The organism is Stenotrophomonas sp. AN71 (assembly GCF_050435725.1).
In the GTDB taxonomy this organism is placed as follows: Bacteria; Pseudomonadota; Gammaproteobacteria; order Xanthomonadales; family Xanthomonadaceae; genus Stenotrophomonas.
Genome location: NZ_JBNDKU010000011.1, coordinates 38,829 through 63,775 on the forward strand (window position 1 = coordinate 38,829; position 24,947 = coordinate 63,775).

The window sequence follows — 24,947 nt, forward strand, 5'->3', positions numbered from 1 at the left end:
CATGAGCCACTCGATGACGACGGAACTGGAAGAAGCACAGCAGGCGTACCGCGAGGCTGCGCGCGACTTCGCACAGGCCGAACTGGCGCCGCACGCCGCGCGATGGGATGCGGAGGGCATCTTTCCGCGCGAGGCGATCGCCAAGGCCGGTGAACTGGGCTTCTGCGGTCTGTACATGGACCCGGAAGTGGGCGGCAGCGGCCTGAGCCGTCTGGACGCCGCCGTCGTCATCGAGGAGCTCGCCAACGTCGATCCGTCGACGGCGGCCTACATCAGCATCCACAACATGGCCTCGTGGATGGTGTCCAAGTGGGGCCAACCGGCACTGCGCGATGCATGGGGCCAGGATCTGGCCGTCGGCCTCAAGCTGGCCTCGTACTGCCTGACCGAACCGGGCGCTGGTTCCGATGCGGCCTCGCTGAAGACCACCGCCATACGTGATGGCGAGCACTTCGTGCTGAACGGCTCGAAGGCTTTCATTTCCGGCGCCGGTGCCACCGAGCTGCTGGTGGTGATGGCACGCACCGGCGGCGCCGGTGCCGGTGGTGTCAGCGCCATCGCGGTGCCCGCCGACCTGCCGGGCATCAGCTTCGGCCGCAAGGAGGAGAAGATGGGCTGGAACAGCCAGCCCACCCGCGGCATCACCTTCGAAAACGTCCGCGTGCCGGTCAGCCACCTTCTGGGAGAGGAAGGCGGCGGCTTCAAGCTGGCGATGAAGGGGCTCGATGGTGGCCGCATCAACATCGCCGCCTGTTCGCTGGGTGCCGCGCAGGGCGCACTGGATGCCGCACGCCGCTACATGGGCGAGCGTCGCCAGTTCGGCAAGGTGCTGGCCGAGTTCCAGGCGCTGCAGTTCAAGCTGGCCGACATGGCCATCGAACTGGTCGCCGCGCGGCAGATGGTGCACACCGCTGCGCGCAAGCTCGATGCCGGTGCCAGCGATGCCAACGTGTGGTGTGCGATGGCCAAGCGTTTTGCCACCGATGCCGGCTTCAACATCTGCAACGAAGCCCTGCAGATCCACGGTGGCTACGGCTACATCCGCGAGTATCCGATCGAGCGCCTGCTGCGCGACAGCCGCGTGCACCAGATCCTGGAAGGCACCAACGAGATCATGCGGGTGATCGTTGCCCGTCACCTGCTCAATACCGAAGAGGAACTGCGATGAAGGATTGGCGTACCCAGGAGCACGTGGGCCTGAAGGTCGAGGTGGATGGTCACACCGCCGTGGTCACTCTGAACAACCCGCCGGCGCACACCTGGACCGTGCACAGCCTGTCGGCGTTGCGCGACCTGGTGGGCGCGCTCAACGCGGATCGCGAGATCTATGCACTGGTGATCACCGGTGACGGCGAGAAGTTCTTCTCCGCCGGTGCCGACCTCAACCAGTTCGCCTCCGGCGACAAGGCCGCTGCACGCGAAGCCGCGCGCCGTTTCGGCGAAGCCTTCGAAGCGCTGTCTGCGTTCCGCGGCGTGTCGATCGCTGCGATCAACGGCTACGCGATGGGCGGTGGCCTGGAATGCGCGTTGGCCTGCGACCTGCGCATCATCGAAGAGCACGCCCAGGTCGCGCTGCCGGAGGCCACCGTCGGCCTGCTGCCGTGCGCCGGTGGCACCCAGAACCTGCCGCGCCTGGTCGGCGAGGGCTGGGCCAAGCGCATGATCCTGCTGGGTGAGCGCATCAACGCCGAGACCGCGCTGCGGATTGGCCTTGCCGAAGAAAAGGTCGGCAAGGGCGAAGCCAAGGCGTTGGCGCTGGAGTGGGCGAAGAAGGCCGGCAAGCAGAGCCCGACCAGCATCGCTGCCTGCAAGACCCTGGTGCACTCCACCCGCACCGGCACCCACGCCTCGGCGCTGGTGGCCGAGCGCGAAGCCTTCGTCGACCTGTTCGACACCGCCGACCAGGTCGAGGGCGTGACTGCCTTCCTGGAAAAGCGCGCCGCGCAGTGGAAGAACGCATGAGCACGGTTGCCGACGAAGCGCCGGTACTGTTCGAAGAGCGCGTCGCCGGCAATGGCATGCGCATCGGCATCGCCACGCTCAATGCGCCGCGCACGCTCAACGGTTTCTCGCTGCCGATGGCGCACCTGCTGCTGAAGCAGTTGAATGCCTGGGCCGACGACGACGGCATCGCCATGGTGGTGCTGCAGGGCGCCGGTGAGAAGGCGTTCTGCGCCGGTGGCGACCTGCACAGCCTCTACCAGAGCATGCGTGCGTACCGCGAGGCGGGCCGCAGTGATATCCGCGGGAACGACTACGCCGCCGAGTTCTTCGACGTCGAATACCGCGTCGATTACCTGATCCACACCTACGCCAAGCCGATCCTGTGCTGGGGCCATGGCATCGTGATGGGCGGCGGCATCGGCCTGATGTCCGGTGCCAGCCACCGCGTGGTCAGCGAGTGTTCCAAGCTGGCCTTCCCGGAAATCACCGTCGGCCTGTTCCCGGACGTCGGTGGCAGCTGGCTGCTGCCGCGCGTGCCTGGCCGTGGTGGCCTGTTCCTGGCCCTGACCGGCGCGCTGCTCAACGCGGGCGACGCGATCTACGCCGGCCTGGCCGACGTGCATGTGGCCGAAGAACGTCGCAGCACGGTGTTCGATGCGCTGCTGCAGGTGGCGTGGTCTGCCGACGCCGCACACAACCACGAGCGCCTGTCACAGCTGCTGTTGTCGTTCGCCAGCGATGCGGTGACCGGCCCGCTGCTGGCCAATGCCGCGCAGGTCGACGCGTTGTGCGAAGGCGACGATCTGGCCGCCATCATCGATCGCATCAGCACCCTGCAGACCGATGATGCCTGGTTGCAGGCCGCACAGAAGACCCTGGCCGCAGGTGCGCCTGGCTCGGCACGGCTGGCCTTCGAACTGCAGCGTCGCAGCGCCGGCCAGGACCTGGCCAGCGTCTACCGGCTGGAATACATCACCGCTCTGCACTGCGCTGCCCACGGTGATTTCGCCGAAGGCATCCGCGCGCTGCTGATCGACAAGGACCGCAATCCGCAGTGGAACCCGGCCACGTTGGTCGAGGCCACCGGCGCGTGGGCCGATACGTTCTTCGCATCCCCCTGGGCCGATGCCGCGCATCCGCTGGCCGACCTGGGGTCTTCCCTTGCTGAAAGGAGCCTTGCATGAGCCGCATTGCATTCATTGGGTTGGGCAACATGGGCGGCCCGATGGCCGCCAATCTGGTCAAGAACGGCCACAGCGTGCGTGTGTTCGATCTGGTTCCTGCCGCAGTGCAGGCTGCCGTCGATGCCGGCGCCAGCGCCGCCGCGTCGGCGCGCGAAACCCTGGCCGATGCCGAGGTGGTGATCTCGATGCTGCCGGCCAGCCGCCACGTCGAAGGCGTGTACCTGGGCGATGACGGCATCCTTGCTGCGATTCCTGCGGGCGCGCTGGTCATCGACTGCAGCACGATCGCACCGGCCAGCGCCCGCAAGGTGTCCGAAGCCGCCGCCGCGCGTGGCCTGCAGATGATCGATGCGCCGGTGTCCGGCGGTACTGCTGGCGCGCAGGCGGGCACGCTGACCTTCATCGTCGGTGGCGAAGAGGACGCGCTGGAACGCGCGCGCCCGGTGCTGCAGGCAATGGGCAAGAACATCTTCCATGTGGGTGCCAGCGGCGCAGGCCAGGTCGCCAAGCTGTGCAACAACATGGCGCTGGGCGTGATCATGGCGGTGACCGGTGAAGCCATCGCGCTCGGTGTGGCGCACGGCCTGGACCCGAAGGTGCTGTCGCAGATGATGGCGGTCAGCACCGGCCGCAGCTGGGCCACCGAAGTGTGCAACCCGTGGCCGGGCGTGCTGGAAAATGCGCCGGCATCGCGCGGCTACAGCGGCGGCTTCGGCAGCGACCTGATGCTGAAGGACATGGGCCTGGCGGTGGAAGCGGCGATGAGTGTCGGTGCCTCCATTCCGCTGGGCGAAGTGGCCCGCAACCTGTACTCGATGAATCACCAGGCCGGCCGCGGCAAGCTGGATTTCTCCAGCGTCGTGCAGCTCATCACCAGCGACCGGTAACCGGTCGCTGGCCCGCGCATTCCACCTTATCCCCGCGCCGTAGGCGCGCCCCCTTGAACAACAAGGGGGCTCTCCTCCAGCAGGATGGATGCGCGCTGGCCCCTGTAAAGCCAAGCCCATGCGCGGCTCTGCAGAAGCGAATGCGTCCCTGGCCACGTGCCGGGGCCCACCCGAGGTGGGATGGGCGGATGCCCGGTTTCGACCGGCATCCGCCCATTTTTTCTAGCCGGAGGGCGGATCCCTTTCGCATCGCGAAAGGGCTCTGACCCCGATATGCCGCAGTGGGGTCAGAGCCCCTTGCCGCTGGCAAAGGGATCCGACCCCTTCCGCATCAGGCAACGATCAGCGTCACGTCGATGTTGCCGCGGGTGGCGTTGGAGTACGGGCACACGATGTGCGCCTTCTGCACCAGCTCTTCCACCTGCTCGCGCGGCACGCCCGGCACGCTGATGGTCAGCTCGGCTTCAATGCCGAAACCGGTGGGAATCTGGCCGATGCCGACCTTGCCGGTCACGGTGGTGTCGGCCGGCAGCGCGACCTTGGCCTGGCCGGCCACGAACTTCAGCGCGCCCAGGAAGCAGGCCGAGTAGCCTGCTGCGAACAGCTGCTCCGGGTTGGTGCCCGGGCCGCCCGCGCCACCCAGCTCGCGCGGGGTCGACAGCTGGATGTCCAGCACGTTGTCGGAGGAGACGGAACGGCCTTCACGGCCGCCGGTGGAGGTGGCCTGGGCGGTGTACAGAACCTTTTCGATGGACATCGGGATGCTCCTGGTGAGTGGGTGGGTGGTGCGTTGGAGCTTACTTTGCCTGGTTTTTACGTACGTTGGGTTGCACTGCGTACGTAAAACTTGACCAATCGTCCTGCTGGTCTAGATCGTCCACTCGCGGTCGGTGGTGAACATGATGGTCAGCCAGCGGTCCGGCGAGGCTTCGCCGAGTGCATCGCCGATCTCGTCGCGCAACTGGTCCCACTCCACCAGCGGCCGCGGTGGATCGTTTTCCGGCACCACGAAGAACAGCTCGATCTGCTCGCCACGCCCCACCTGCGCGACATAGCTGCGGTGCTCGACGAAGCCATGCTTGGCGACGATCCCGCGTGCCACCGCATCCACGTGTGCCTGCAGCTCCGGCGGGGTGACCAGCAGGATGCCGGCCAGCGCCCGGCGCACGGTGCCCAGCGGGGCGATCATCACCAGCACGCAGACGAAGGCGAGGATGGCCGGATCGATGTACGGCCCAACCCACGCCCACGAAGTGCCCTGCACCAATACGCCGCCGAGGAAGGCGACCAGGTAGCAGGCCGACATGCTTGCCGCCACCACCCAGTTCTTCGCATCCAGCGCAATGAACTCCGAACCGATGCGGCGGTTGGCGCGCAGCACGAACCACGCCAGCGCGCTCTCGGCTACCAGTGACAGGCCGGCGAAAATCATTGCCGGGCCGAGCGCGATATGGCGCCCACCGGACATCAACGCGTCCACCGCATTGACCAGCGCGTACAGCGCCGCGCCGATCATCAGCGTGCCGCTCACGCCCAGCACGATCGGCTCCAGGTGCCAGAAGCCCATGGTGAAGCGCTGGTTGAGCCGCGACTGCACGGCATCGGTACTGGTGGACAGCGCGATCAACCGTGCGACCAGCAGCGACAGCCAGGTCATCACCACATCGATCAGGCCGTAGATGCCGTCGAAGATGATCAGTGAGGAATTGGCCAGCAGGCCGAACACCACCGCGGCCACCGCCAGCAGCAATGCGCCGGCGATTGACAGGCGCAGCACGCCTTGTTCGGTGCGGGGGTCGAAATAGCGTTCAGCGGTGGCGGGCATGCAGGAATCCGGCGGGGAGCGCACCGCGGCAACGGCGCTGCGCCATTCTATCCAGCCCGTTGCATGTCCCCGTGACCACGCCCAGGAAGACCCTGCAAAAGTCACCAGACTGGTAACCGTTTGCGGATTGACGGGTGCACACCCGAAGCGTATCTTTTGTACCACGATGACATAGAAGCCTCCGGTGACCGCCGGGGGCTTTTTGCGTTTGCGGCCTGCAATGCCGTGTCATCTCCTTCGCGGCCCTGTCTTGCCTGGCAGGGCCGCTTCTGTTTCCGCCCCGACCCTGCCTTTTCCGCGCCGTCCTTGATGACAGCGTGCGGCGTAGCCGCGTGCGCAGGGTCGGGGCACTCCCCATCCATCAACGAAGGAGGATTCGATGCCCTTGCTGACTCTTGAGCAGTGCCGCGCGCACTGTCGTATCGACGGCGACTTTGACGACGCCATCCTGGGTGACCTGCTGGCCGCCGCCAGCGACGCGGCTGCTGCCTATCTCGGCCGCGAACTGTACGCCGACCAGGCCGCGCTGGACCAGGCGCTGGACCGGCTGCCGCAGGACATGGCGGCGGCGGTGACCGGGCATGATGCCGCGGTTGCCGCCGCCAACGCCGAGACCAACACCGCCAAGGCCAAGGCCATGCGTGATGTGGCGGATCGCCGCCTGGCCGTGGCCACCGCACGCAGCACACGCCTGCTGCAGGGGATGCCGGCCAACGACAGCATCCGCGCAGCGGTGCGCCTGCTGCTGGGCCACCTGTACGCCCACCGCGAAGCGGTGGTCGTATCCGCGCAGACGCTGGATGCGCCGGCAGGCACCGCCGCCATTGCAATGGAACTGCCGTTCGGCGTCGCCGCGCTGCTCGATCCGTACCGAGCGGCGGCAACGCCATGAACGCCGGCCACTTCAATCGACGCATCCGTATCGAGCGCCAGGACGGTCGCCTTGATGCCTGGGGGCAGCCGCTGGATACCTGGCAGCCGGTGGGCGACCTGTGGGCCGGCATCACCGCCGATGCCAGCGGCGGCCTGCAGCGACTGACGCTGGAAAGCCGCCTGCCGGCAACCCTCCGCCGGCAGCGCTTCCATGTCCGGCTGGCGGCTGCGCGGCAGGCCGGCATCCAGGTCGGCATGCGCATCGTGCACGACGGTCGCATCTTCGACATCACCGGTGTTGCCCCCGACTTCAGCCGGCGCCAGACCACGGTGCTGTTCACCGAACAGTCTTCAGGCACGGCCTGAGCAAGGACACTGCGATGAGTTACGAAGTGAAGCTGCACTCACTGCTGGGCCCTCTGCTGCAGGGCCGGCTGTATCCCGATGTTCCGCCGGAACCGGTCACCTATCCCTGCGCGGTCTACCAGCAGGTGGGCGGACAGGCACTGTGGTTCAACGAAGGCTCCATTCCCGAACAGAAGCACGCCCGCGTGCAGCTGACCGTCTGGGCAGATACACGTGCCCAGGCCAACACCCTGATCCGCGACATTGAAGATCAGGTATGCGGAGGTCTACCGAAGTCCGAATCGTTCGGCGCCGCCATTGCCGTGCATGAGCCGGCGATCAGGAAGTACGGCGCGCGATTCGAATTCGGGCTGTGGTACGCCAACCCGTAGTTTCACCGCTCCATGCAACACCCCCAAACCCGGCACTCGCCGGGTTTTTTTTTAATCCATATGAGGAAATGCAACATGGCACTCAAGCTTCCCAAGGGCACCCAGTTCGGCTTCGCACCGGTCATCTCCACCGCCATCAGCACCACGGCCATCTCCAAGGCCGCTCCGGCCCTGGCCAGTGTCGCTGCCAACAGCGTCGACACCGGCGACGTGGTGGTCATCGAACTGCCGGGCTGGCCGGCTCTGAACAACCGCGCCACCCGCGCTGGCGCCGAAGCCACCGGCAGCGTTGAACTGCTGGGCATCGACACCACCGATACCGTGCTGTTCCCGGGTACCAGCGGTGCCGGCGTACTGCGCAAGGCCGGCGCCTTCGTCGACCTGGACCAGCAGGGTGATCCGACCACCGCCGGTGGCGAGCAGCAGTACTGGAGCGGCACGCTGCTGGAAGATCCGACCGGTCGCCAGGTGCAGATGCCGACCTTCAAGAACGCCAAGACCATCACCCTGCCGCTGTTCTACGATCCCAAGAAGCCGTGGTACTCGGCGCTGAAGAACGTTGATGCCAAGGGCGAGCCGGTGATCCTGCGCGCAAAGCTGGTTGGCGGTGACGTGCTGTACTGGTACGGCTACCTGAGCTACAACGGCGACCCGACCATGGCCGCCAACACCCCGATGGGCACCACTGCGACCTTCACCGCACTGGCCGACTCCATCCTGGTGGAGGATGTCTGATGTTCCAGGTCAAGGCACCTGAGACCTTCAAGAGCACCCTGACCATTGCTGGCCACGGTCGCGAGCAGAAGCTCAACCTGACCTACCGCCATCTGCAGCAGGCCGCATATGCGGACCTGCTGCAGCGCCTGGCGGCCGGCGAGGTGACGCCTGCCCAGGCAATCCTGGATGTCGTCGCTGAGTGGGATGCGGATGTAGCGCTGGATACGGCGGGTGTCGAACTTGCCCTCCAGCAGCAGATCGGCCTGGATGGCGCCATCGTCGGTGGCTACGTGCAGGCCCTGCAAGTGGCTCGCAAGGGAAACTGATCGAGGCGGTGGGGGCATTGTACTGGCGTGCCCCCACCGAGGCCGAGCTGAGCCAGCTCGGCCTGAAGGCAAAGCACTTTCAGCCGCCACAGATCGAACTGTGGCCAGAATGTGCACTTCCCATCGACATCTTCTCGCGGGTCTCCACCCAGTGGCGTATCGGCGCCGGTGGCCCGACGGGTCTGGACTACAACGTGGTCTACCAGGAGCTCGAGCGTGAAGGGCTTACTGCCGAGAAGCACGCGGAAGTGATGGCAGGTATCCGCGTGATAGAGCGGGCTGCCCTGGACGAGATGCACAGCCAATGAGCCATCCGTTGGCTCACTCCGACCCCGCCAGCCGGCGGGGTCACTTTTTCCTGAGGAAACCCCTATGAGCGATACACCGCTCGGTGTTGCGCGGGTGGATATCGAGGTCAACAGCAACCTCGGCGCCGCCACGCAGGCTGCAAAGCGCAGCCTGGCCGACATGACGGCCTCCGCACAGCAGCAGTACCAGCAACTGGACAGGGCTGAGCGCGCGCGCCTGCAGATGCTGCTACAGCAAAGTGCGCAGGTGGACAGCATGCGGCTGGAGCAGGAGATGCTCAATGCCGTACTCAAGGCCAGCGCAGTACTGATCAACGAAATGGCCCGTCAGATGGCCAGCAACGAACGCGCCATCCGTGCCGCGCGCGATGAACTGCGTGCCTATCGCAATGAAGCCGAAGCAGTGGCGAGCACGACGGGCGGCGCGGCAGCAGCGTTGGGCGCAAACGCTGGAGCTGGCGCGGGTGGCTCGACGTTTGCCGACCAGATCGGCAAAGCGACTGAGCTGAAGGGCGCCTATGACGACGCAGCGGAGGTTCTCACCGCGCTGGTTGGCCGTTTCCCTGCTTTGGCCAATCCCATGGCGGCGGCGGCCGCAGCACTGGCCGCGGCCGTAGGTGGCGTAGCCGTCGCCTGGAACTCCGCCAGCGACGAGGCCGCGTCCTTCGAGCGATCACTGCTGATCGTTGGCGATCGGCTGAACGCCAACGTGCCGCAGCTGACCGGCTATGCGCAGGCCATGAGCAGAATTGACGGCATCACCATGAGTGAAGCCTCCGAAGCACTGAACCAGGTCGCCATGACCGGACAGTTTGCCGGGGATGAACTGCGGATGGTCGCGCAGGCCGCGCTGCAGTGGCAGGACGCGGGTGTCAGCAGCGCGGAAGAGGTCATCGCATCGTTCGTCAAGATCAGGCAGGACCCAGTTGCAGCACTCAGGGAGCTGGAGCAGCAGACCGATGTCCTCACCGACGCGCAGCGGAAGCAGATCCAATCGTTGATCGCGCAGGGAAACCAGGCCGACGCTTCGGCCCTGCTGATGCAGGCGTATGCGGGCAAGATCGGGGAGGTGGCACCCCGGGTCATCCAAAGCGCCACATTGATGGAAGGCGCGTGGCGCAAGGCGAAGATCGTCTTCTCCGAGCTGTGGGACATGGTGAAGGAGCCATTCCGGGCAGACAGCGGCGACGATCTGCGCAAGAACATCGCAGATGCCGAAACCAACCTGCGCCGCTGGGGCAATACCACCCTGGGCGGGACCACAGGCTCAAGCTACAGCCTCGCCGAATATGCGCGTGCCAAGAAAGAGCTGGAAGAGGCCAAGGAAGCGCTGCGCGCAGTACAGCGGAATATCAAGCCGATCCTGATCGAAGCGACGTTGCCTGCCAGCCCGCCGGCGACAGCCCCACCCGCGCACGGTCCGTCTGTTGCCGCAGTTGCACGTCTCCCCACTGTGCCAGCCGAACCTAGCTTGTTCGAGCGCATCCAGAAGCAGGTCGACCAGAACGAGATCCAGCGGTTGGGGATTGACAAGAAGACCGGAAGCACGCGCCTTCTTGAGGAAGCCACGATTGCGCTGACGAATGCGGAGGAAAGAGGCGACACGGCTGCCGCTATGCGCCTGAAAACGGCACTTGCCAGCCTTGAGGTCAGCGATCAGGCGCTTGCGCAGAAGAAGGAAGAGATTGCGGCTGCCGCCCAGCTCGAGAAGCTCAACAGATCGCTGGGAGACGCCGAAGAAGCGCGTCGCAGCGCGAATGAGCAGGAACTCCTGGGATTCGGCCACGGCAAAGAAGCCACTGCGCGGCTCGTCCGCGTCAATGCCATCCAGCGTGAGTACGATCAAGGGATGAAGGCACTGCGCGACAGCGGCGCGCCCGAAGGCAGTCAGAGCTTCCGTGACCAATCGAACGCGCTGCGTTCAAGCCGGGATCGACGCTTGAATGATGAGCGGGATCACCAGGGCCGCCGAATGGAGAAGATGGGCGATTGGCGCAATGGCGCGCGCAGCGCCTTTGAAGACTATCGTGAATCCGCTTCCAACACGGCGGGCATGACCCAGGAGCTGTTCAGCAAGGCATTCAAGGGTGCAGAAGATGCGCTGACGAAATTCGTTCTTACCGGCAAGCTCGACTTCAGCGAGCTTGCCGATTCTATCATCGCGGACCTTGCACGAATCGCCGCCCAACAGGCCCTGATGGGCATCATCAACAGTGTGGTCGGCGCCTTTGCTGGAGGCACCGGGGCATCCGCCAGCGCCCCGCCTTCTACGGGCTTCGCCACCGGCTTCGGCAACAACACCGGCTGGCTGACCAGCGGCTACATGAAGCCCCACGCTTTGGGCGGCGTCTACGCCTCTCCCAGCCTGTCCGCCTACTCCGGCGGTGTCTACAACACCCCGCAGCTGTTCGCCTTCGCCAAGGGCGCCGGCGTATTCGGCGAAGCCGGACCAGAGGCCATCATGCCGCTGAGGCGTGGTCCGGACGGTCGCCTTGGCGTGGCCGCGCACGGCGGCGGCGATAGCGGAGGCGTGGGTGTAAGCATCCGCATCGACAACAACGGTGGAAAGGAAGTCACCACCAACGAAAGCATGCTGCAACAGTTCGGCAACGAGATCGGCCAGTTCGTGGAACGCAAGTACCGCGAACTGCAGAGCCGTGACATGAAGGCCGGCGGCGTGCTCAGCAGGAGTGCCATGCAATGACCGATACCTTTACCTGGGCTGCCACCAGCCAGAGCACCGGGACCACCACCGCCGCCGTCAAGCGTGCGAAGTTCGGTGATGGCTATGCGCAGGCCACTGCCGATGGCCTGAATGCCACTTCGCGTAGTTACCAGCTGCAGTTCGTTGGTAACCGCAGGACGATCAGCGAGATCGTCGCCTTCCTCGATGGTCATGCCGGTCGCAGCTTCCTGTGGAAGGGGCCACTGGGGCAGGGGCTGTACACCTGTGATTCCTATACCGACAGCCATCTGGGCGGGCAGGTGTCGACCATCACTGCCACGTTCGAGCAGACCTTCCAGGCGTAGGCATCCCATGGATCTTCAACGGATCGACCTGGATACCATCCAGCCCAACGGAAAACGCGGCGAGACACAGAGGCCGGCCTTCACCAAGATCAACCAGAACTTTCAGGAGGTCGCGTTGGCGCTGGAGGGAATCCCTGGTGCCATCGCACACTCTGTCTCGGGAAAGAATCGTTTGATCAATGGGAATTTCGACCTCTGGCAGCGTGGGGACAACTTCAACGCTGCCGCCGCCTACTGTGCAGACAGATTCTTTGCGCAGCAGGGGGGGATGGATGGAGCAGGCATATTCAAATCACCCGTTGCCCCGGGCGATTCGAACTTCCCGAGAAGCCTGTTTACGTTGGCCGCCAATTGCAACGGGAACCACAACGCCGCCGGACACCATTTCCTGTTCGAGCAGCGTGTGGAAAGCGTGCGGACCTTTTCCGCATCGGAGAGCACGCTGTCCTTCCTGGTCTACAACGCAGGCACCGCAGGCAGAAAGATCGCAGTCGAGTTCCTGCAGCGCTTCGGAACAGGCGGAAGCCCCACTGTCACGGCGATCCAGCCGGAAGTATTCACACTCGCACAGGGCCTGAACCGGATCAGCAAGACCGTCAGTCTTCCTTCCATCTACGGTAAGACGCTCGGCAGCGGCGATGATTCGGTCATCTGTGCGGTATGGCTTTCGGCAGGCAGCGACTTCAACGCGCGCACAGGAGGGCTTGGCGCGCAGGCAGGTCAGTTGTACTTCGGTGAAATGCAGTGGGAAGCCGGCGCACGGGCGACCCGCTTCGAGTGGAGATCACCGGCCCACGAACTTGCGCTGTGCCAGCGCTATTACCAGAAGTCTTTCCCTGTCGCAGAGGCTCCCAACAGCAGGAGCAGCTCGGCCGTCCACCGGAACGCAGTGGCCTTCAACAGCGGCACCTGCCGTGTTGTTGCAGAGTTCAAAGGCACGATGCGCGGCACGCCGCAGCTGCAGTTTCACGCAGGCGGGGAAGGTGGTGACATCGGATCGCCGAGCTTCTGGAGGTACTACGACGCCGCTGGCGGAGCGTGGCGCGCGGGAACCCTGACCAATGTAGTCATGGCAACGAGCCAGGCGTTCATGGCGGACGTAGGCGGTGCAGGCTTCCTGGTAAGCGGCTCTGTTCTCCTGGCAGGCCACTACACCGCCGATGCCGAACTCTGAGCGCATTCATGCGTCTGCGGGATCGGGCGGAAAGCCGTGAGGTCCGCCCGCCGACGGAATGAAAATATTCAAGAACTGATCGGACGCCACCGATTCACCTCGTTCAAGGAGCCAACAATGGCAAGAAAAATCATCGACCTCGATTCCGTTCAACCGAACGGAAAGCGGGGTGAAACACAACGCCCGGCGTTCACCAAGATCAACGAGAACTTTGTCGAGATCTACGACGCTCTGGCGGATGTAGCGAAGATCCCGGAGACGGTCGGAAATGCGATCACCGAGCGCGTCCCAGGCAGGAATCTGCTCATCAACGGTGGTCTGCAATTCTGGCAGCGCCGGACTTCCGGCCGTGTCGGCAGCGGGTCGGGTACCCTTGGGGCGGAGACGTTCTTTGCCGATCGCTTCACCAACTCGGCATTGAGCTGCAACCAGGACGTCCAGCGCGTGGCTTACGAGGGGCAGACTGGCTACCCGGAGGACACGCGGTCGATCCTGGTATGCACCGTGTCCGGTGCCGCTGCCAGCAGTGGTGCGTGGATGGGGCAGAAGATCGAGGGCGTGCGCAGCGCGAGCGGCGATATCACCATCTCTGTGTGGGCAAACAGCGATGCACCGAACCGCAAGGTCGGCGTGCGGGTCATCCAGAACTTCGGCACGGGCGGCTCGCCCGCGCGGGAAGTGGTGATCGAAGCGGGTGTGCTCACACTGGGCACCTCGGCCACGCACCAGAGCGTCACCGTCACTTTGCCGAGCACCAGGGGCAAGGTGCTGGGCATCCATGGCAACGACCATCTCTACGTGGTGTTCGACCTGTGCGGTACCGGCCAGAAGGGCGAGTTGGTGGCACAGAACGGCTCGTTTGGCTTCACACAGTTCCAGGTCGAGGCGGGACACGTGGCCACGCGCTTTGATTGGCGCCCGCCGGGCGTGGAGTTCGCGTTGTGCCAACGGTATTACGAGAAGAGCTACAACCTCGACATCCTGCCCAACACAGTGCACAACGAAGGGCGAGAGGCGTTCTCGGTCAACTCGCCGGGAATGGCGCATTACCAGAGCGTGCGATTCCAGACGGCAAAACGTGCCCATCCCTACGTGATGATCATCTCGGCCGATACCACCCAGCAGAACGGGCACATCGCCGAGGATGACGTGTCCCGAGTTCCCTGCCTTGTCAACTATGCATCGCCTTCCTGCTACGAGGTGAGCTGGACCAACAATCCAGGACGCTGGGGTGGGTGGTGGCACTGGTGGGCCGACGCTGAGTTCTGATCTCCAGCCGCTTCCCGTTCGAACTCCAGGAACCCACAATGACGAGAAAGATCATCGACCTCGATTCCGTTCAACCGAACGGGATGCGGGGCGAAACCCAGCGCCCGGCGTTCACCAAGATCAACGAGAACTTCGCCGAAGTCTATGGCGCGCTGGATGACGTGACCGCGATCGGACAGCGCGTGGATTCACTGGAGCGCAATCTTCAGAGTTCAATTCCAGGCAGGAACCGCCTGATCAACGGCAACTTCGATTTCTGGCAGCGAGCTACCACGGGCACCACCCAGGGTGGTGAGATCTATGTGGCGGATCGTTGGACAGTAGCGGCACTCGGATGTACGCACACTGCGAATCGCGGGGCCAATCTTCCTGCCGGAGGCGCCGCACCCGAATCGCGCCGCTTCCTCAACAGCGTTGTCTCCAAGACCAGTGCTGGCAGCAGCGCCTACGTCGCACAGAAGGTCGAGGGTGCGGCGACGCTGTCCGACGGCCAGGTGACGGTTTCCGGCTTCGCCTATGGCCCGGCAGGAAAACGCATTGGTGTTCGTCTCATCCAGCACTTTGGTACCGGCGGCGCGCCCTCAGCTGCGGTCAGCGTGGAGCTGGGAACCGTGGCAGTCACCGCTGCGTCCTGGACCTACTTCCAGCTGAGTGGCCGGCTGCCATCGGTAAAGGGGAAGACGCTGGGAAACAATGCCGACAGTGACTTCCTGTGGCTGGTGGTTGACATGTGTGCGGATGCCTACGGCGGCGTCATCTCCGGCCAGAGCGGGGAATTCGGCATAGCCATGATGCAGCTGGAGCACGGTAACCGGGCTACGCAGTTTGACCTGCGCCCCCTGGCCCATGAGCTGCAGCTGTGCCAGCGCTACTACGAGAAGTCCTACGACGCTGATGTCGTTCCAGGAACTCCCACCAACGATGGCCGCTACAGTTGGGGCAACTCGGCCACAACGGGTGCGACCACCTACGCGTCGGTGCCGTTCAAGTCGCGCAAGCGGGTGGCACCGGCGATCGTCATCAGGCCAAACAACAATGTGGTCGAGCCCGGCTACGTCAATCAGGACGACAACAGCCGCACCCCGGTTTCGGTTCCCACGATCGGAACGAGTGTGTTCGAAGCAGCCTGGAGCAACAACCCGGGACGCTGGGGCGGCTGGTTCCACTGGACGGCGGATGCGGAGATCCGCTGAGCATCAACCGGGGCGCCAGGGCGTCTCCGACTCGCGCGGAGTTAGTCCGCCGAAACCCAACATGGTCGCAGGCTTCACAAGTGCGGCAAGGAAAATCAATGGCTAGAAAGACAATCGACCTCGATACTGTTCAAGCGAACGGCAAACGAGGTGAAACCCAGCGCCCTGCGTTCACCAAGATCAACGATAACTTTGCCGAAGTGTATGGCGCACTGGGGAGCGTGGCGACCATCGTAGAAGACGTCAACAAGCTGAAGGCGGAGATCGAGAACGAAGCAGAGCAGGCCAAGGCCGAGGTGCAGAATGCCATCGCCCGGCTTCCTGCGGCTGTCGACAACGCCATCTACGGGCGCATTCCAGGAAAGAATCGCCTCATCAATGGAAACTTCGATTTCTGGACGAGAGGGACACCCGTTAGACAGACCGGCTACGGCCCGGACCGGTGGTTTGTTCAGATTGGGCTGATGACAGGTGCTAGCGTTCTCGCCAACAACAACGTGCCGGGGGATGGTGTGTTTGGCGATGCCCGCCTCTCCATGGCGACGGATTCTGCCGGCAACGAAGATGCATTCGGGCACTACTTTGTGTTCGAACAACGGGTGGAGAATGTCCGCACCTTTGCCGGAGTGCTCAGCACGGTTTCCTTCACCGTCTACAACGCAGGGGCCGCTGGACGGAGGATCGCCGTTGAGTTCCTGCAGAACTTCGGTACCGGCGGCTCGGAGACCATTCTGGGAATGAACGCTGAGGTCTTCAGCCTGGTTGAAGGTGTAAACCACATTCGAAAGACGGTTACGCTGCCGTCAGTCTCTGGAAAGACAGTAGCGAGTACGAACCACCACTCAGCCGTCGCAGTCTGGTTGTCATCCGGCAGCGGATTCGATGTGCGGAATGCTGGCCTGGGTGCCCAATCGGGTCGGCTGTTCTTCGGCGAGTTTCAATGGGAGGAGGGGGGCACGGCGACCGGGTATGACACCAGGCCTCTGTCCCACGAAGCTGCGCTATGTGGCTGGTACGCACAGCGCATAGACATCAATGCGGGTGATGCGTTCTCGGTATGCACGGCCCTCGGCCAGTTCGATTGCGTGGGCCAGCTGTCCTTCCAGCCGATGCGCAGCAAACCCGCAGCGCGGACCCTGGGGGGCGGTGTCAACATGACAGGCTTCGGTATCGCCGGGGGCAATGCGCCGGGCTCGTCATTCAACGTCATTCCGGTTTCCGTATCGGGTGCGGCGATCACGGCCGGAGTCGCTACGGGCGGCATGTCTCCGGGCGCGTCGGGCTATATCGCGCCCAAAGCCGGCGGAATCAGCATCATCCTTGAGGCTGAGATCTGATTCACCGATACCTCTTCCCATCGGTCAAGAGGACAACGCGCCATTGCGGCGCCAGGGACCTGGAATCAGGGGCAGAAGAATGGCAATGAAGATCATCGACCTCGATACCGTTCAAGCGAACGGAAAACGGGGAGAAACACAGCGCCCGGCCTTTACCAAGGTCAACGAAAATTTCGTCGAAGTGTATGGCGGATTGGACGCTGTACAGGCCGCAGTGTATGGCCTGGACGGCAGGATGGCTGGCCGAAATCAACTGATCAACGGCGACTTCCGTATCTGGCAACGTGGGGCCGTGTTCCCTGTGTCCACAGGCGCTCGTCACACGGCCGACCGCTGGCTGACCAACGCCACCGGTACAAAAGTGACCGCTATGCGTGAAGAAGTACCCGCAGGCGGTGGCCAAGCGGGGCGCCTGCTGTCCAGCTCGCGCTATCTGCTACGGCTGGACGTGCAGAGCAGTGCAGGTGCCGGCAACATGGCGCTGGTCCAGCAGCGCATCGAGGACGTCCGAACGCTGGCCGGACGCACTGTCACCATCAGCTTCAAGGCACGAGCCTCGGTAGACGATTTCCGCATCGGTGTGGAGCTGCAGCAATCCTACGGAACAGGCGGGTCCACCGCGCGGGACAGCATCGGTGCAGCGGTGGTGCTCGATACGCTGTGGCGCTGGCACCAGGTCACCGTGGCGGTTCCCGGTCTTGCCGGCAAGACGCTGGGCGCGGACAGCTATCTGCAACTGAGCTTCTGGTTGGATGCCGGTGCCGACTTCGGTGGCCGCTCGTTTGCCGCTGGGCAGAAGACTGGCAGCGTGCAGCTGGCCGAAGTGCAGATCGAAGAAGGCGATACGGCTACCGACTTCGATCGCCGGCCAGAGGCGCTGGAACTACTGTTGTGCCAGCGCTACTACGAAGCGGTGGAGGTGAACCGGATCGTTGGCATCACCTACACCGCCAACGGCGACTCGCGTGCCTGCATCCCGTTCAAGGTGCGCAAGCGCGCGCCGCCCCGGATCTCATCGCCGTCCAACGCGTTGAACCTGGTGGGCTTCGGCAACGGTGGCAACCTGATCAACTTCGATGGAGGAAATCCAGGCTGGGAGTCCACCGTGGACGCAGCGTCGATCTCCTCGATGCCCAACAACATGCAGCTCTGGGGCGCGGTCGTGGTGTGGTCGACCACCTCGCAGGTCCTGGTCCAGGCTGATGCGGAGCTCTGAGTCGTGACCATCACCTCGCCTGAAGAATGGCTCCCGGTTTGCTTCACCACCAATGCCTCGCAGCGCCCCGGCCACCACGTCATCGTGCCGCGCGGCCAGAGTCCCTATCCCGCCCCACCCCTACCCATGGCCGCACAGGAGCACACCCCATGATCACCGCCGATGCCCAGCAACTTGAGCCGGGTGGCCGCATCACCGTCTACGAACTGGACGCCAGCAGTTTCGGCGCCGACACGCTGTTCTTCCACGCACACCTGCAGAGTGGTCTCATCTGGTGGCAGGGCCAGGAGTATGGCCCCTGGCCGATCGAGGCCAGCGGCTTCGAACGCACCAGCGACCAACCGCCGAACCCACGCCTGCGCGTGAGCAACATCGATGGCCGCATCACGGCCATGTGCCTGCTGTTCGAGGACCTGGTCGGTGCCCGCATCACCCGCCGGCAGACGCTGGCCAAGTACCTGGACGCGGCCAACTTTGAAGAGGGCAATCCCAGTGCGGATCCCGCCGAACACTTCCCCGACGAAGTCTGGTTCATCGAGCGCAAGATCGGTGAAGACAAGCAGATGGTCGAGTTCGAGCTGACCACCGCGATCGATCTCAACGGTCAGCAGCTTCCGGGCAGGCAGATCATCGCCGGCATGTGTGGCTGGCTGGTGCGTGGCGGCTATCGCGGCGCGTACTGCGGCTACAACGGCCCGGCCGTGGCCGACAGCGATGACGTTGCCACCGATGATCCCGCACGTGACCAATGCGGCGGTCGGGTGCGCAGCTGCAAGCTGCGGTTCGGTCAGGACAAGCCGCTGCCCTATGGTGGCTTCCCGGCCGCAGGCCTGCTGCGTTCCTGATCGTCACCTCCGCGCTTCCACTTTCCAGGCCCGCTCACGCGGGCTTTTTTCATGGGTGAAACATGCAACCGACAACCCTGCAGGCCATCCAGGCGCACGCCGTGGCCGAATACCCGCGCGAGTGCTGCGGGCTGATCGTGGCCATCGAAGGTCACGAACACTATCTTCCCTGCCGCAACGCGGCCGCCACGCCGAGCGAGCATTTCCGCCTGCCCGCCGAGGACTATGCCGTGGCCGAGGACAAGGGCGAGGTACTGGCCCTGGTGCACAGTCACCCTGATGCCGCTGCAACGCCTTCCGACGCCGATCGGGTCATGTGCGAGCGAAGCGGGCTGACCTGGCACATTGTCAGCGTCGGCCAGGTCGCCGGCGAGGCGCCCGTGTGTGGCGATCTGCAGACCCTGCACCCGGCAGGCTACCTGGCGCCGCTGGTGGGCCGACAGTTCGCCCATGGCGTACTGGACTGCTACAGCCTGGTCCGCGACTTCCATGCGCGTGAACTGGGCATCCAGTTGTCCGAGTACGTGCGCGAAGACGACTGGTGGAGTCACGGGCAGGACCTGTACAGCCTTGAACGGCTGCACGCCGAGGGCTTCGACCTGATCGAAGGCGAGCCGCAACGGGGCGACATGATCCTGATGCAGATCCGCTCGCCGGTCACCAATCACGCAGGCATCTACCTCGGTGAGGGGCAGATGCTGCATCACCTGCATGGCCGCCTGTCCGAGACCGTGCCCTACGGCGGCATGTGGGCCGAGCGCACGCGTTGCATCGTCCGCCATCGTGAGGTGCGCCATGACTGACCGTCTTCGTACGATCCGCCTGTACGGCAAGCTTGGGGCGCGCTTCGGGCGCAAGTTCCGGCTGGCGGTGAACAGCCCGGCCGAGGCCGTGCACGCACTGTGCACGATGTTGCCTGGATTCCAGCAGTACCTGATGGGCGCAAAGTCCAAGGGCATGGAGTTTGCCGTGTTCAATGGCCGGCAGAACCTGTCGCGGGATCAGCTGCACGACCCGCCGGGGCAGGATGACATCCGCATTGCACCGGTGATGGTGGGTAGCAAGCGGGGAGGCATTCTGCAGACGATCATGGGTGTCATTCTGATTGTTGTCGGCGTCTACATGAACATCGCCGCGGGTGGATCAGGCACCGGATTCATTCAGATGGGCGTGGGCATGGTGGTCGGTGGCGTCGCCCAGATGCTAGCCCCCCAACCTAAGGGCCTGGGCGCCAAAGACTCTCCTGACAACGCCCCCAGCTACAGCATGAACGGCACCGTCAACACGCAGGCGCAGGGCAACCCCGTCCCCGTGGCCTACGGCGGTCATGACAAGAAGGGCATGTTCATCGGCTCGGCCGTGATCAGCGGCGGCATCCTGGCGGAGGACCAGTTTTGAATCAGATCACTCATACCGCATCGCGTGCGCGCGGTGCAGCAGCGCCTGTGCTGGTCGGCGCCAAGAAAGGCGCCAGCAATGCGCGCACTCCGGTCGAAACTGCCGACAGCCTGCACTCGATGGCGGTGGCCCGCATCATCGACCTCGCCAGCGAAGGCGAGATCCGCGGCCTGGTCGCTGGCAAGCAGTCGATCTACCTGGACCAGGTGCCGATCGAGAATCCGGATGGCACGCTGAATTTCTCCGGTGTGGATGTGCAGACGCGTTCGGGTACCCAGGACCAGGAGCACATCAGCGGCTTCCCGTCCATCGAGAACGAAGTCGGCGTCAACGTCGAGCTGCGCAGCGACGCACCGGTGGTGCGCACGGTATCCGGTGCCGATCTGTCGGCGGTACGCATCCGCTTCGCGGTGCCCGCGCTGCAGAAGACCAATACCGAGAACGGTGATACCGAGGGCTACCGGATCATGTACGCGGTGGATCTGTCCACCGATGGTGGGCCGTTCGGCACGGTGCTGACCGATGCCTTCAGTGGCAAGACCACCACCCAGTACGAGCGCAGTCGCCGCATCGATCTGCCTGCTGGCAGCCAGTGGCAGGTGCGCATCCGCAGGCTGACGGCGAACGCCAACAGCAGCACCATCGCCGATACCATCAACGTGCTGTCGATGACCGAGATCATCGATGCCAAGCTGCGCTATCCGAACTGCGCGCTGGCGGCGGTGCAGGTCGACGCCAGCCAGTTCCAGAACATCCCCACCCGGTCCTACCAGTTGTGGGGGCGCATCGTGCGCATCCCCTCCAACTACGATCCGCTCAGCCGTCTCTACAGTGGCGTGTGGGACGGTACCTTCAAGAGTGGCTGGACCAACAATCCGGCCTGGGTGTTCTTCGACATCGTCACCAATGATCGCTTCGGCCTCGGTCATCGTGTTCCGCTGGATTGGGTGGACAAGTGGCGGCTGTACCAGATTGCGCGCTACTGCGACGAACTGGTCAGCGATGGCCAGGGCGGCAAGGAGCCGCGCTTCACTTGCAGCCTGTATCTGCAGACCCGTGCCGAGGCGTATCGCGTGCTGCAGGACATCGCCACCATGTTCCGCGGCATCAGCTTCTATGCGGCCGGGCAGGTGATGGCCTCGGCCGACATGCCCAAGGACCCAGTGCTGACCTACAGCCAGGCCAACGTCATCGAAGGGCGCTTCCACTATGCGGGCAGCAGCCGCACGGCGCGGCACACGGTAGCCCTGGTGTCGTGGATGGATCCGGATGACTTCGGCCGCCAGAAAGTCGAGGTGGTGCAGCATCTGCCCGGTGTCGCCCGCTACGGCATCAACCAGACCGAAGTGACGGCGGTAGGCTGCCACTCGCGTTCGCAGGCGCAGCGCGTGGGCAACCACATCCTGCATACCGAGATGCTGGAAACCGAGACCATCAGCTTCTCGGTGGGCTTGGATGCACTGGGCTGCATGCCGGGCGATGTGATCCAGGTGGCCGACCCGAACCGCGCCGGGCGCCGCAATGCCGGGCGCATCCGTAGTGCAGGTGTGCGTAGTCTGGTGCTGGACAGGATGCCCGAGCAGATCGCCGCCGGTGACACCTTGCGCGCCACGCTGCCCAGCGGGCAGACCGAAGCACGCACCGTGCAATCGGTGGACGGTGAGACGGTCACTGTCACGGCGCCGTGGACGGCGCTGCCGGTTGCGCAGTCGGTGTGGGCGTTGGAATCGCCGGAGCTGGCCCTGCAGCACTATCGCGTGCTGTCGATCAGCGAAGGTGAGGAACTGACCTATCAGATCACCGCGCTCAAGCACGTGCCGGGCAAGTACGCCGCCATCGACGATGGCACGCGCCTGGAGCAGCCACCGATCAGCATCATTCCGCCCAGCGTGCAGCCACCGCCGGCCAACGTGCGGATGGCCTCGCATGTTGTGGTGGACCAGGGTATCGCCACCTCCGTGCTCACCATCGAATGGGATGCGGCAGACAAGGCGATCGGCTACGACGTGGAATGGCGCCGTGGCGATCTCAACTGGGTCCGCGCTGGACGCGTCGGCACGCAGAGCCTGGAGGTGCGGGGCGTCTATGCCGGTCAGTATCTGGCCCGGGTGCGTGCGGTCAACGCGCTGGGCGCCGTGTCGCAGCCGACGCTCAGTGCACTCACCACCATCGAAGGCAAGACCACGCCGCCCCCCGCATTGACCTCGCTGACCGCCCGCAGCCGCGTGTTCGGCATCGAGCTGGCTTGGCAGTTCCCGGTGGGTGCGACGGATACCGAGCGTACGGAACTCTGGTACAGCACAAGCCCTGATCGCGCAGCCGCCATCAAGCTCGGCGACTTCGCCTATCCACAGGCGCGGCACCAGATGAATGGTCTGGCAGCAGGGGCGCGCTTCTGGTTCTGGGGGCGCCTGGTCGATCGCAGTGGCAACATTGGCCCGTGGCACCCCGTGGAAGCCGGCGTTCTGGGTGAATCCAGCAGCAACCAGGCAGACTACGATGCCTACTTTGCCGGCCGCATCAACGAAAGCGCGCTGGGCCAGCAGCTGCAGAGAAAGATCGAGCGCGTCACCGAGGTGCTGCCTTTGGTCTGGGACGCGCAGGCGACCTACACCCCAGGGCAGACCGTCATCCACGACGGTTGGATCTGGAGCTGGCAGGGCACCGCCGCAGGCAACGAAACACCGCCGGGCAGCCACTGGAAGAACATCGGTGATGCCATCGCTGAGGCGGGCGCCATTGTCGGCCGCGTCGACCAGCTGGAAATGGACGTGACCGACGTCGATGGCAAGGTGGCCGCGCAGGGGCAGAAGGTCGATGGCCTGTTCGCCCAGGTCAGCGACCACACTGCCGGTGAGGAGGACTACAACGTCGGCGAGAACGATGTCAGCGCCGGCGCCATCACCGTCTACAGCGTGATGGCCGAGAAGGATGCAGCACTGGCCAAGCGCGTGGATACGGTCGAAGCCTCCATCGACGGCGTTCCGGGCAAGATCGAAGGGGTCAGTGCGGCGGTCCAGCAGGTCTCGCAGGCCGTGGTGAACCTGGATGGCAAGGTCAGCGCGACCTATACGGTCAAGGCGCAGATCAGCAGTGCCGGGCAGATCTACATGGCCGGCATGGGTCTGGGTGTCGAGCAGCAGCCGGATGGCAGCTACCAGAGCCAGATCCTGATGCAGGCCGATCGCTTCGCCTTGTTCAACACCAACAGCGGCCAGGTCAGTGCGCCCTTCGTGGTGCAGGGCGGGCAGACCTTCATCAGCCAGGCGCTGATCGGCAACGGTTGGATCCAGAACGCCATGATCGGCGACGTGATCCAGTCCAATGCAGTCGGCGCCGGCGGGCAACCGCGATGGAGGCTCGACAAGAACGGCACATTGACGATGAACGGCCCCGAGAATGGCGGCCGCCTGACCATCAATGACAGTGTCATCCACGTTTACGACAGCAACGGCCGCGTCCGCGTCCGCATGGGGATCTGGTGATGGCAACCGGCATGCAGATATTCAGCCCGGATGGGCAGATGTGGTTCGACACCAATGACCGTGCCGGCAAGATCATGGGCGAAATGCGCGTCAACAGCAGTGCCAGCACCTATGTCGGCATGGCCGGCATGGGGCAGCCATTCGCGATCCTGCCCAGTACCTTCTGGGACAGCTGGCAGGACATGAATGGAAACCAGTTCTCAGCGCCGAACATGGCGTTCATTACCTTCAACAAGGAAGGCGCCGCCGCGGGTGACTACCTCACGCTCAGCTTTACGTTCATGACGACCACCAGTCCCAATGCCTATCTTTTCTACGGGAGTTTCTGATGGCCGTCGGCCTTGAAGTCACCAACGACAGCGGTATCCCTGTTCTGGTCAACGCACACGCCCTTGCCTTCTTTGCAGCAGGCAAGGGGGTGGAGTCCATTGGCAGCAACACCTCGCCGTTGGGTCAGAACGGCTCGGTCAGTCTGCCGACACAGAGCATGCCGTACCTGGTGTTCATCCGCTGCAATGGCGGATCCACCCGGATCACGTCAGGCACTGGAGGTTTCAGCTGGAACATGGCCCAGGGCACCACCAGTTTCGAATGGTGGGCGTGGGGGCGTGCGGTTCCCAGCAACAACGCCGGCATGCAGGTGTACAACGCCGATGGCTCATTGCAGTGGGACATGAGCAGTCGTCCGCTGCGCATGGCAGGGCTGGTCGATACGACGGGCGCGCGACCGCCGATACCCAGCGAGATGTCCAACGACAACATCCTGACCGGTGACCTGATCAATGGCCCGGGCAACAATCTCGCCTACCTGCTGTCGGACATCGGTCTCTGCCACGATGTCTACGCGATGCCCAGTGGAAACCCCACCATCCGTACCAACATGCGCTACTCGGCGGCCATCAGTACGCCGAATGCGGCGCAGCTGCGCGTGAATTTCACCCGGCGCGCAGCCAATCGCCAACGCTCCCTCAGCGGTGCGTCGTACCAGTCGTTTGCCTCGCGCCTTCCGAGCTTCGTCCTGGCGGCATACACCTACTGAGCAGGGAGCACGCGGCCCGGCAGCCATTTGAGCCGCCGGGCCGCTTCCCGTAGACTGCGCGCCTCCCACGTACCGACGCCCACTTGCAGTGATTACGCCACCCTGACCCTTGCCGCCCTCGGTTGCCCGCCACCTTCATTTGGTGCGTGCAACGCCGATG

The 24,947-nt window shown here is 64.3% G+C and carries 25 protein-coding genes; 23 read left to right on the forward strand and 2 right to left on the reverse strand.

Annotated features, from left to right (window positions below; translation table 11 throughout):
- Nucleotide 1: 1 nt before the first annotated feature.
- The 4 genes from ABH900_RS16200 to mmsB are packed head-to-tail and all read left to right on the forward strand — an operon-like array spanning nucleotide 2 to nucleotide 4,015.
- Nucleotides 2–1,168: an acyl-CoA dehydrogenase family protein gene (locus tag ABH900_RS16200; protein WP_429624163.1), complete on the forward strand. Its 1,167-nt coding sequence runs from the start codon at nucleotides 2–4 to the stop codon at nucleotides 1,166–1,168.
- Nucleotides 1,165–1,962: an enoyl-CoA hydratase gene (locus tag ABH900_RS16205; protein WP_429624164.1), complete on the forward strand. Its 798-nt coding sequence runs from the start codon at nucleotides 1,165–1,167 to the stop codon at nucleotides 1,960–1,962. Before ABH900_RS16200 ends, ABH900_RS16205 begins: the two co-directional genes overlap by 4 nt.
- Nucleotides 1,959–3,128 carry an enoyl-CoA hydratase/isomerase family protein gene (locus tag ABH900_RS16210; RefSeq protein WP_429624165.1) on the forward strand — a complete coding sequence of 390 codons (1,170 nt, stop codon included), beginning with the start codon at nucleotides 1,959–1,961 and terminating at the stop codon, nucleotides 3,126–3,128. Before ABH900_RS16205 ends, ABH900_RS16210 begins: the two co-directional genes overlap by 4 nt.
- Nucleotides 3,125–4,015: a 3-hydroxyisobutyrate dehydrogenase gene (gene mmsB / locus ABH900_RS16215; RefSeq protein WP_164089585.1), complete on the forward strand. Its 891-nt coding sequence runs from the start codon at nucleotides 3,125–3,127 to the stop codon at nucleotides 4,013–4,015. Before ABH900_RS16210 ends, mmsB begins: the two co-directional genes overlap by 4 nt.
- 331 nt (nucleotides 4,016–4,346) lie before the next feature.
- On the opposite strand, the gene ABH900_RS16220 is transcribed toward mmsB, so the two are convergent.
- Nucleotides 4,347–4,772, reverse strand: a complete 426-nt coding sequence (locus ABH900_RS16220; RefSeq protein ID WP_025875738.1) for an organic hydroperoxide resistance protein — start codon at nucleotides 4,770–4,772, stop codon at nucleotides 4,347–4,349.
- Between the two features lie 111 nt (nucleotides 4,773–4,883).
- Nucleotides 4,884–5,840 carry a cation diffusion facilitator family transporter gene (locus tag ABH900_RS16225; RefSeq protein WP_429624166.1) on the reverse strand — a complete coding sequence of 319 codons (957 nt, stop codon included), beginning with the start codon at nucleotides 5,838–5,840 and terminating at the stop codon, nucleotides 4,884–4,886.
- A gap of 379 nt (nucleotides 5,841–6,219) precedes the next feature.
- Here ABH900_RS16225 and ABH900_RS16230 point away from each other — a divergent pair, with 379 nt between their 5' ends.
- From ABH900_RS16230 to ABH900_RS16320, 19 genes are all read left to right on the forward strand, one after another.
- Nucleotides 6,220–6,732 (forward strand): head-tail connector protein, encoded by a 513-nt coding sequence (locus ABH900_RS16230; RefSeq protein WP_429624167.1) that lies wholly within the window; start codon nucleotides 6,220–6,222, stop codon nucleotides 6,730–6,732.
- Nucleotides 6,729–7,079 carry a head-tail adaptor protein gene (locus tag ABH900_RS16235; protein ID WP_429624168.1) on the forward strand — a complete coding sequence of 117 codons (351 nt, stop codon included), beginning with the start codon at nucleotides 6,729–6,731 and terminating at the stop codon, nucleotides 7,077–7,079. Before ABH900_RS16230 ends, ABH900_RS16235 begins: the two co-directional genes overlap by 4 nt.
- 14 nt (nucleotides 7,080–7,093) lie before the next feature.
- Nucleotides 7,094–7,450 carry a tail completion protein gp17 gene (gene gp17, locus ABH900_RS16240; protein ID WP_429624169.1) on the forward strand — a complete coding sequence of 119 codons (357 nt, stop codon included), beginning with the start codon at nucleotides 7,094–7,096 and terminating at the stop codon, nucleotides 7,448–7,450.
- A gap of 75 nt (nucleotides 7,451–7,525) precedes the next feature.
- Entirely contained in the window at nucleotides 7,526–8,185 is a 660-nt protein-coding gene (locus ABH900_RS16245; RefSeq protein WP_429624170.1) for a phage tail protein, read from the forward strand.
- On the forward strand, nucleotides 8,185–8,493 hold the full coding sequence (locus tag ABH900_RS16250) for a phage tail assembly chaperone (RefSeq protein ID WP_429624171.1): 309 nt from the start codon (nucleotides 8,185–8,187) through the stop codon (nucleotides 8,491–8,493). The genes ABH900_RS16245 and ABH900_RS16250 overlap by 1 nt, the downstream gene beginning before the upstream one ends.
- Before the next feature lie 8 nt (nucleotides 8,494–8,501).
- Nucleotides 8,502–8,801 carry a DUF1799 domain-containing protein gene (locus tag ABH900_RS16255; protein ID WP_429624172.1) on the forward strand — a complete coding sequence of 100 codons (300 nt, stop codon included), beginning with the start codon at nucleotides 8,502–8,504 and terminating at the stop codon, nucleotides 8,799–8,801.
- Between the two features lie 64 nt (nucleotides 8,802–8,865).
- Nucleotides 8,866–11,505: a phage tail tape measure protein gene (locus ABH900_RS16260; protein WP_429624173.1), complete on the forward strand. Its 2,640-nt coding sequence runs from the start codon at nucleotides 8,866–8,868 to the stop codon at nucleotides 11,503–11,505.
- A complete protein-coding gene (locus ABH900_RS16265) occupies nucleotides 11,502–11,831 on the forward strand; it encodes a phage tail protein (RefSeq protein ID WP_429624174.1) in 330 nt (109 codons plus the stop codon). Before ABH900_RS16260 ends, ABH900_RS16265 begins: the two co-directional genes overlap by 4 nt.
- A 7-nt stretch (nucleotides 11,832–11,838) precedes the next feature.
- The gene (locus tag ABH900_RS16270; RefSeq protein ID WP_429624175.1) at nucleotides 11,839–13,005 is read left to right on the forward strand and encodes a hypothetical protein; all 1,167 of its coding nucleotides are present in this window, start codon (nucleotides 11,839–11,841) and stop codon (nucleotides 13,003–13,005) included.
- A gap of 117 nt (nucleotides 13,006–13,122) precedes the next feature.
- Nucleotides 13,123–14,274 carry a hypothetical protein gene (locus ABH900_RS16275; protein WP_429624176.1) on the forward strand — a complete coding sequence of 384 codons (1,152 nt, stop codon included), beginning with the start codon at nucleotides 13,123–13,125 and terminating at the stop codon, nucleotides 14,272–14,274.
- Between the two features lie 38 nt (nucleotides 14,275–14,312).
- Entirely contained in the window at nucleotides 14,313–15,467 is a 1,155-nt protein-coding gene (locus ABH900_RS16280) for a hypothetical protein (RefSeq protein WP_429624177.1), read from the forward strand.
- Between the two features lie 98 nt (nucleotides 15,468–15,565).
- The gene (locus ABH900_RS16285; RefSeq protein WP_429624178.1) at nucleotides 15,566–16,804 is read left to right on the forward strand and encodes a hypothetical protein; all 1,239 of its coding nucleotides are present in this window, start codon (nucleotides 15,566–15,568) and stop codon (nucleotides 16,802–16,804) included.
- An 85-nt stretch (nucleotides 16,805–16,889) separates the two neighbouring features.
- Nucleotides 16,890–18,020 carry a hypothetical protein gene (locus ABH900_RS16290; protein ID WP_429624179.1) on the forward strand — a complete coding sequence of 377 codons (1,131 nt, stop codon included), beginning with the start codon at nucleotides 16,890–16,892 and terminating at the stop codon, nucleotides 18,018–18,020.
- Nucleotides 18,021–18,169: 149 nt separating this feature from the next.
- The gene (locus tag ABH900_RS16295; protein ID WP_429624180.1) at nucleotides 18,170–18,865 is read left to right on the forward strand and encodes a phage minor tail protein L; all 696 of its coding nucleotides are present in this window, start codon (nucleotides 18,170–18,172) and stop codon (nucleotides 18,863–18,865) included.
- Nucleotides 18,866–18,927: 62 nt separating this feature from the next.
- On the forward strand, nucleotides 18,928–19,668 hold the full coding sequence (locus tag ABH900_RS16300; protein ID WP_429624181.1) for a C40 family peptidase: 741 nt from the start codon (nucleotides 18,928–18,930) through the stop codon (nucleotides 19,666–19,668).
- The gene (locus tag ABH900_RS16305) at nucleotides 19,661–20,263 is read left to right on the forward strand and encodes a tail assembly protein (protein WP_429624182.1); all 603 of its coding nucleotides are present in this window, start codon (nucleotides 19,661–19,663) and stop codon (nucleotides 20,261–20,263) included. Before ABH900_RS16300 ends, ABH900_RS16305 begins: the two co-directional genes overlap by 8 nt.
- Nucleotides 20,260–23,748 (forward strand): host specificity protein J, encoded by a 3,489-nt coding sequence (locus ABH900_RS16310; RefSeq protein ID WP_429624183.1) that lies wholly within the window; start codon nucleotides 20,260–20,262, stop codon nucleotides 23,746–23,748. The genes ABH900_RS16305 and ABH900_RS16310 overlap by 4 nt, the downstream gene beginning before the upstream one ends.
- Nucleotides 23,748–24,077 carry a hypothetical protein gene (locus ABH900_RS16315; protein WP_429624184.1) on the forward strand — a complete coding sequence of 110 codons (330 nt, stop codon included), beginning with the start codon at nucleotides 23,748–23,750 and terminating at the stop codon, nucleotides 24,075–24,077. Before ABH900_RS16310 ends, ABH900_RS16315 begins: the two co-directional genes overlap by 1 nt.
- Nucleotides 24,077–24,787, forward strand: a complete 711-nt coding sequence (locus tag ABH900_RS16320) for a hypothetical protein (protein WP_429624185.1) — start codon at nucleotides 24,077–24,079, stop codon at nucleotides 24,785–24,787. The genes ABH900_RS16315 and ABH900_RS16320 overlap by 1 nt, the downstream gene beginning before the upstream one ends.
- Nucleotides 24,788–24,947 lie beyond the last annotated feature (160 nt).

Bases quoted from the DNA above. Each gene is read 5' to 3' on its own strand.
- ABH900_RS16285 (WP_429624178.1), top strand. From the start codon at position 15,566: ATGGCTAGAAAGACAATCGACCTCGATACTGTTCAAGCGAACGGCAAA.
- ABH900_RS16230 (WP_429624167.1), top strand. From the start codon at position 6,220: ATGCCCTTGCTGACTCTTGAGCAGTGCCGCGCGCACTGTCGTATCGAC.
- ABH900_RS16225 (WP_429624166.1), bottom strand. From the start codon at position 5,840: ATGCCCGCCACCGCTGAACGCTATTTCGACCCCCGCACCGAACAAGGC.
- ABH900_RS16270 (WP_429624175.1), top strand. From the start codon at position 11,839: ATGGATCTTCAACGGATCGACCTGGATACCATCCAGCCCAACGGAAAA.
- ABH900_RS16275 (WP_429624176.1), top strand. From the start codon at position 13,123: ATGGCAAGAAAAATCATCGACCTCGATTCCGTTCAACCGAACGGAAAG.
- ABH900_RS16205 (WP_429624164.1), top strand. From the start codon at position 1,165: ATGAAGGATTGGCGTACCCAGGAGCACGTGGGCCTGAAGGTCGAGGTG.
- ABH900_RS16315 (WP_429624184.1), top strand. From the start codon at position 23,748: ATGGCAACCGGCATGCAGATATTCAGCCCGGATGGGCAGATGTGGTTC.
- ABH900_RS16220 (WP_025875738.1), bottom strand. From the start codon at position 4,772: ATGTCCATCGAAAAGGTTCTGTACACCGCCCAGGCCACCTCCACCGGC.
- ABH900_RS16265 (WP_429624174.1), top strand. From the start codon at position 11,502: ATGACCGATACCTTTACCTGGGCTGCCACCAGCCAGAGCACCGGGACC.
- ABH900_RS16250 (WP_429624171.1), top strand. From the start codon at position 8,185: ATGTTCCAGGTCAAGGCACCTGAGACCTTCAAGAGCACCCTGACCATT.
- ABH900_RS16210 (WP_429624165.1), top strand. From the start codon at position 1,959: ATGAGCACGGTTGCCGACGAAGCGCCGGTACTGTTCGAAGAGCGCGTC.
- ABH900_RS16290 (WP_429624179.1), top strand. From the start codon at position 16,890: ATGAAGATCATCGACCTCGATACCGTTCAAGCGAACGGAAAACGGGGA.
- ABH900_RS16280 (WP_429624177.1), top strand. From the start codon at position 14,313: ATGACGAGAAAGATCATCGACCTCGATTCCGTTCAACCGAACGGGATG.
- mmsB (WP_164089585.1), top strand. From the start codon at position 3,125: ATGAGCCGCATTGCATTCATTGGGTTGGGCAACATGGGCGGCCCGATG.
- ABH900_RS16235 (WP_429624168.1), top strand. From the start codon at position 6,729: ATGAACGCCGGCCACTTCAATCGACGCATCCGTATCGAGCGCCAGGAC.
- ABH900_RS16300 (WP_429624181.1), top strand. From the start codon at position 18,928: ATGCAACCGACAACCCTGCAGGCCATCCAGGCGCACGCCGTGGCCGAA.
- ABH900_RS16320 (WP_429624185.1), top strand. From the start codon at position 24,077: ATGGCCGTCGGCCTTGAAGTCACCAACGACAGCGGTATCCCTGTTCTG.
- ABH900_RS16305 (WP_429624182.1), top strand. From the start codon at position 19,661: ATGACTGACCGTCTTCGTACGATCCGCCTGTACGGCAAGCTTGGGGCG.
- ABH900_RS16245 (WP_429624170.1), top strand. From the start codon at position 7,526: ATGGCACTCAAGCTTCCCAAGGGCACCCAGTTCGGCTTCGCACCGGTC.
- ABH900_RS16295 (WP_429624180.1), top strand. From the start codon at position 18,170: ATGATCACCGCCGATGCCCAGCAACTTGAGCCGGGTGGCCGCATCACC.
- gp17 (WP_429624169.1), top strand. From the start codon at position 7,094: ATGAGTTACGAAGTGAAGCTGCACTCACTGCTGGGCCCTCTGCTGCAG.
- ABH900_RS16260 (WP_429624173.1), top strand. From the start codon at position 8,866: ATGAGCGATACACCGCTCGGTGTTGCGCGGGTGGATATCGAGGTCAAC.
- ABH900_RS16200 (WP_429624163.1), top strand. From the start codon at position 2: ATGAGCCACTCGATGACGACGGAACTGGAAGAAGCACAGCAGGCGTAC.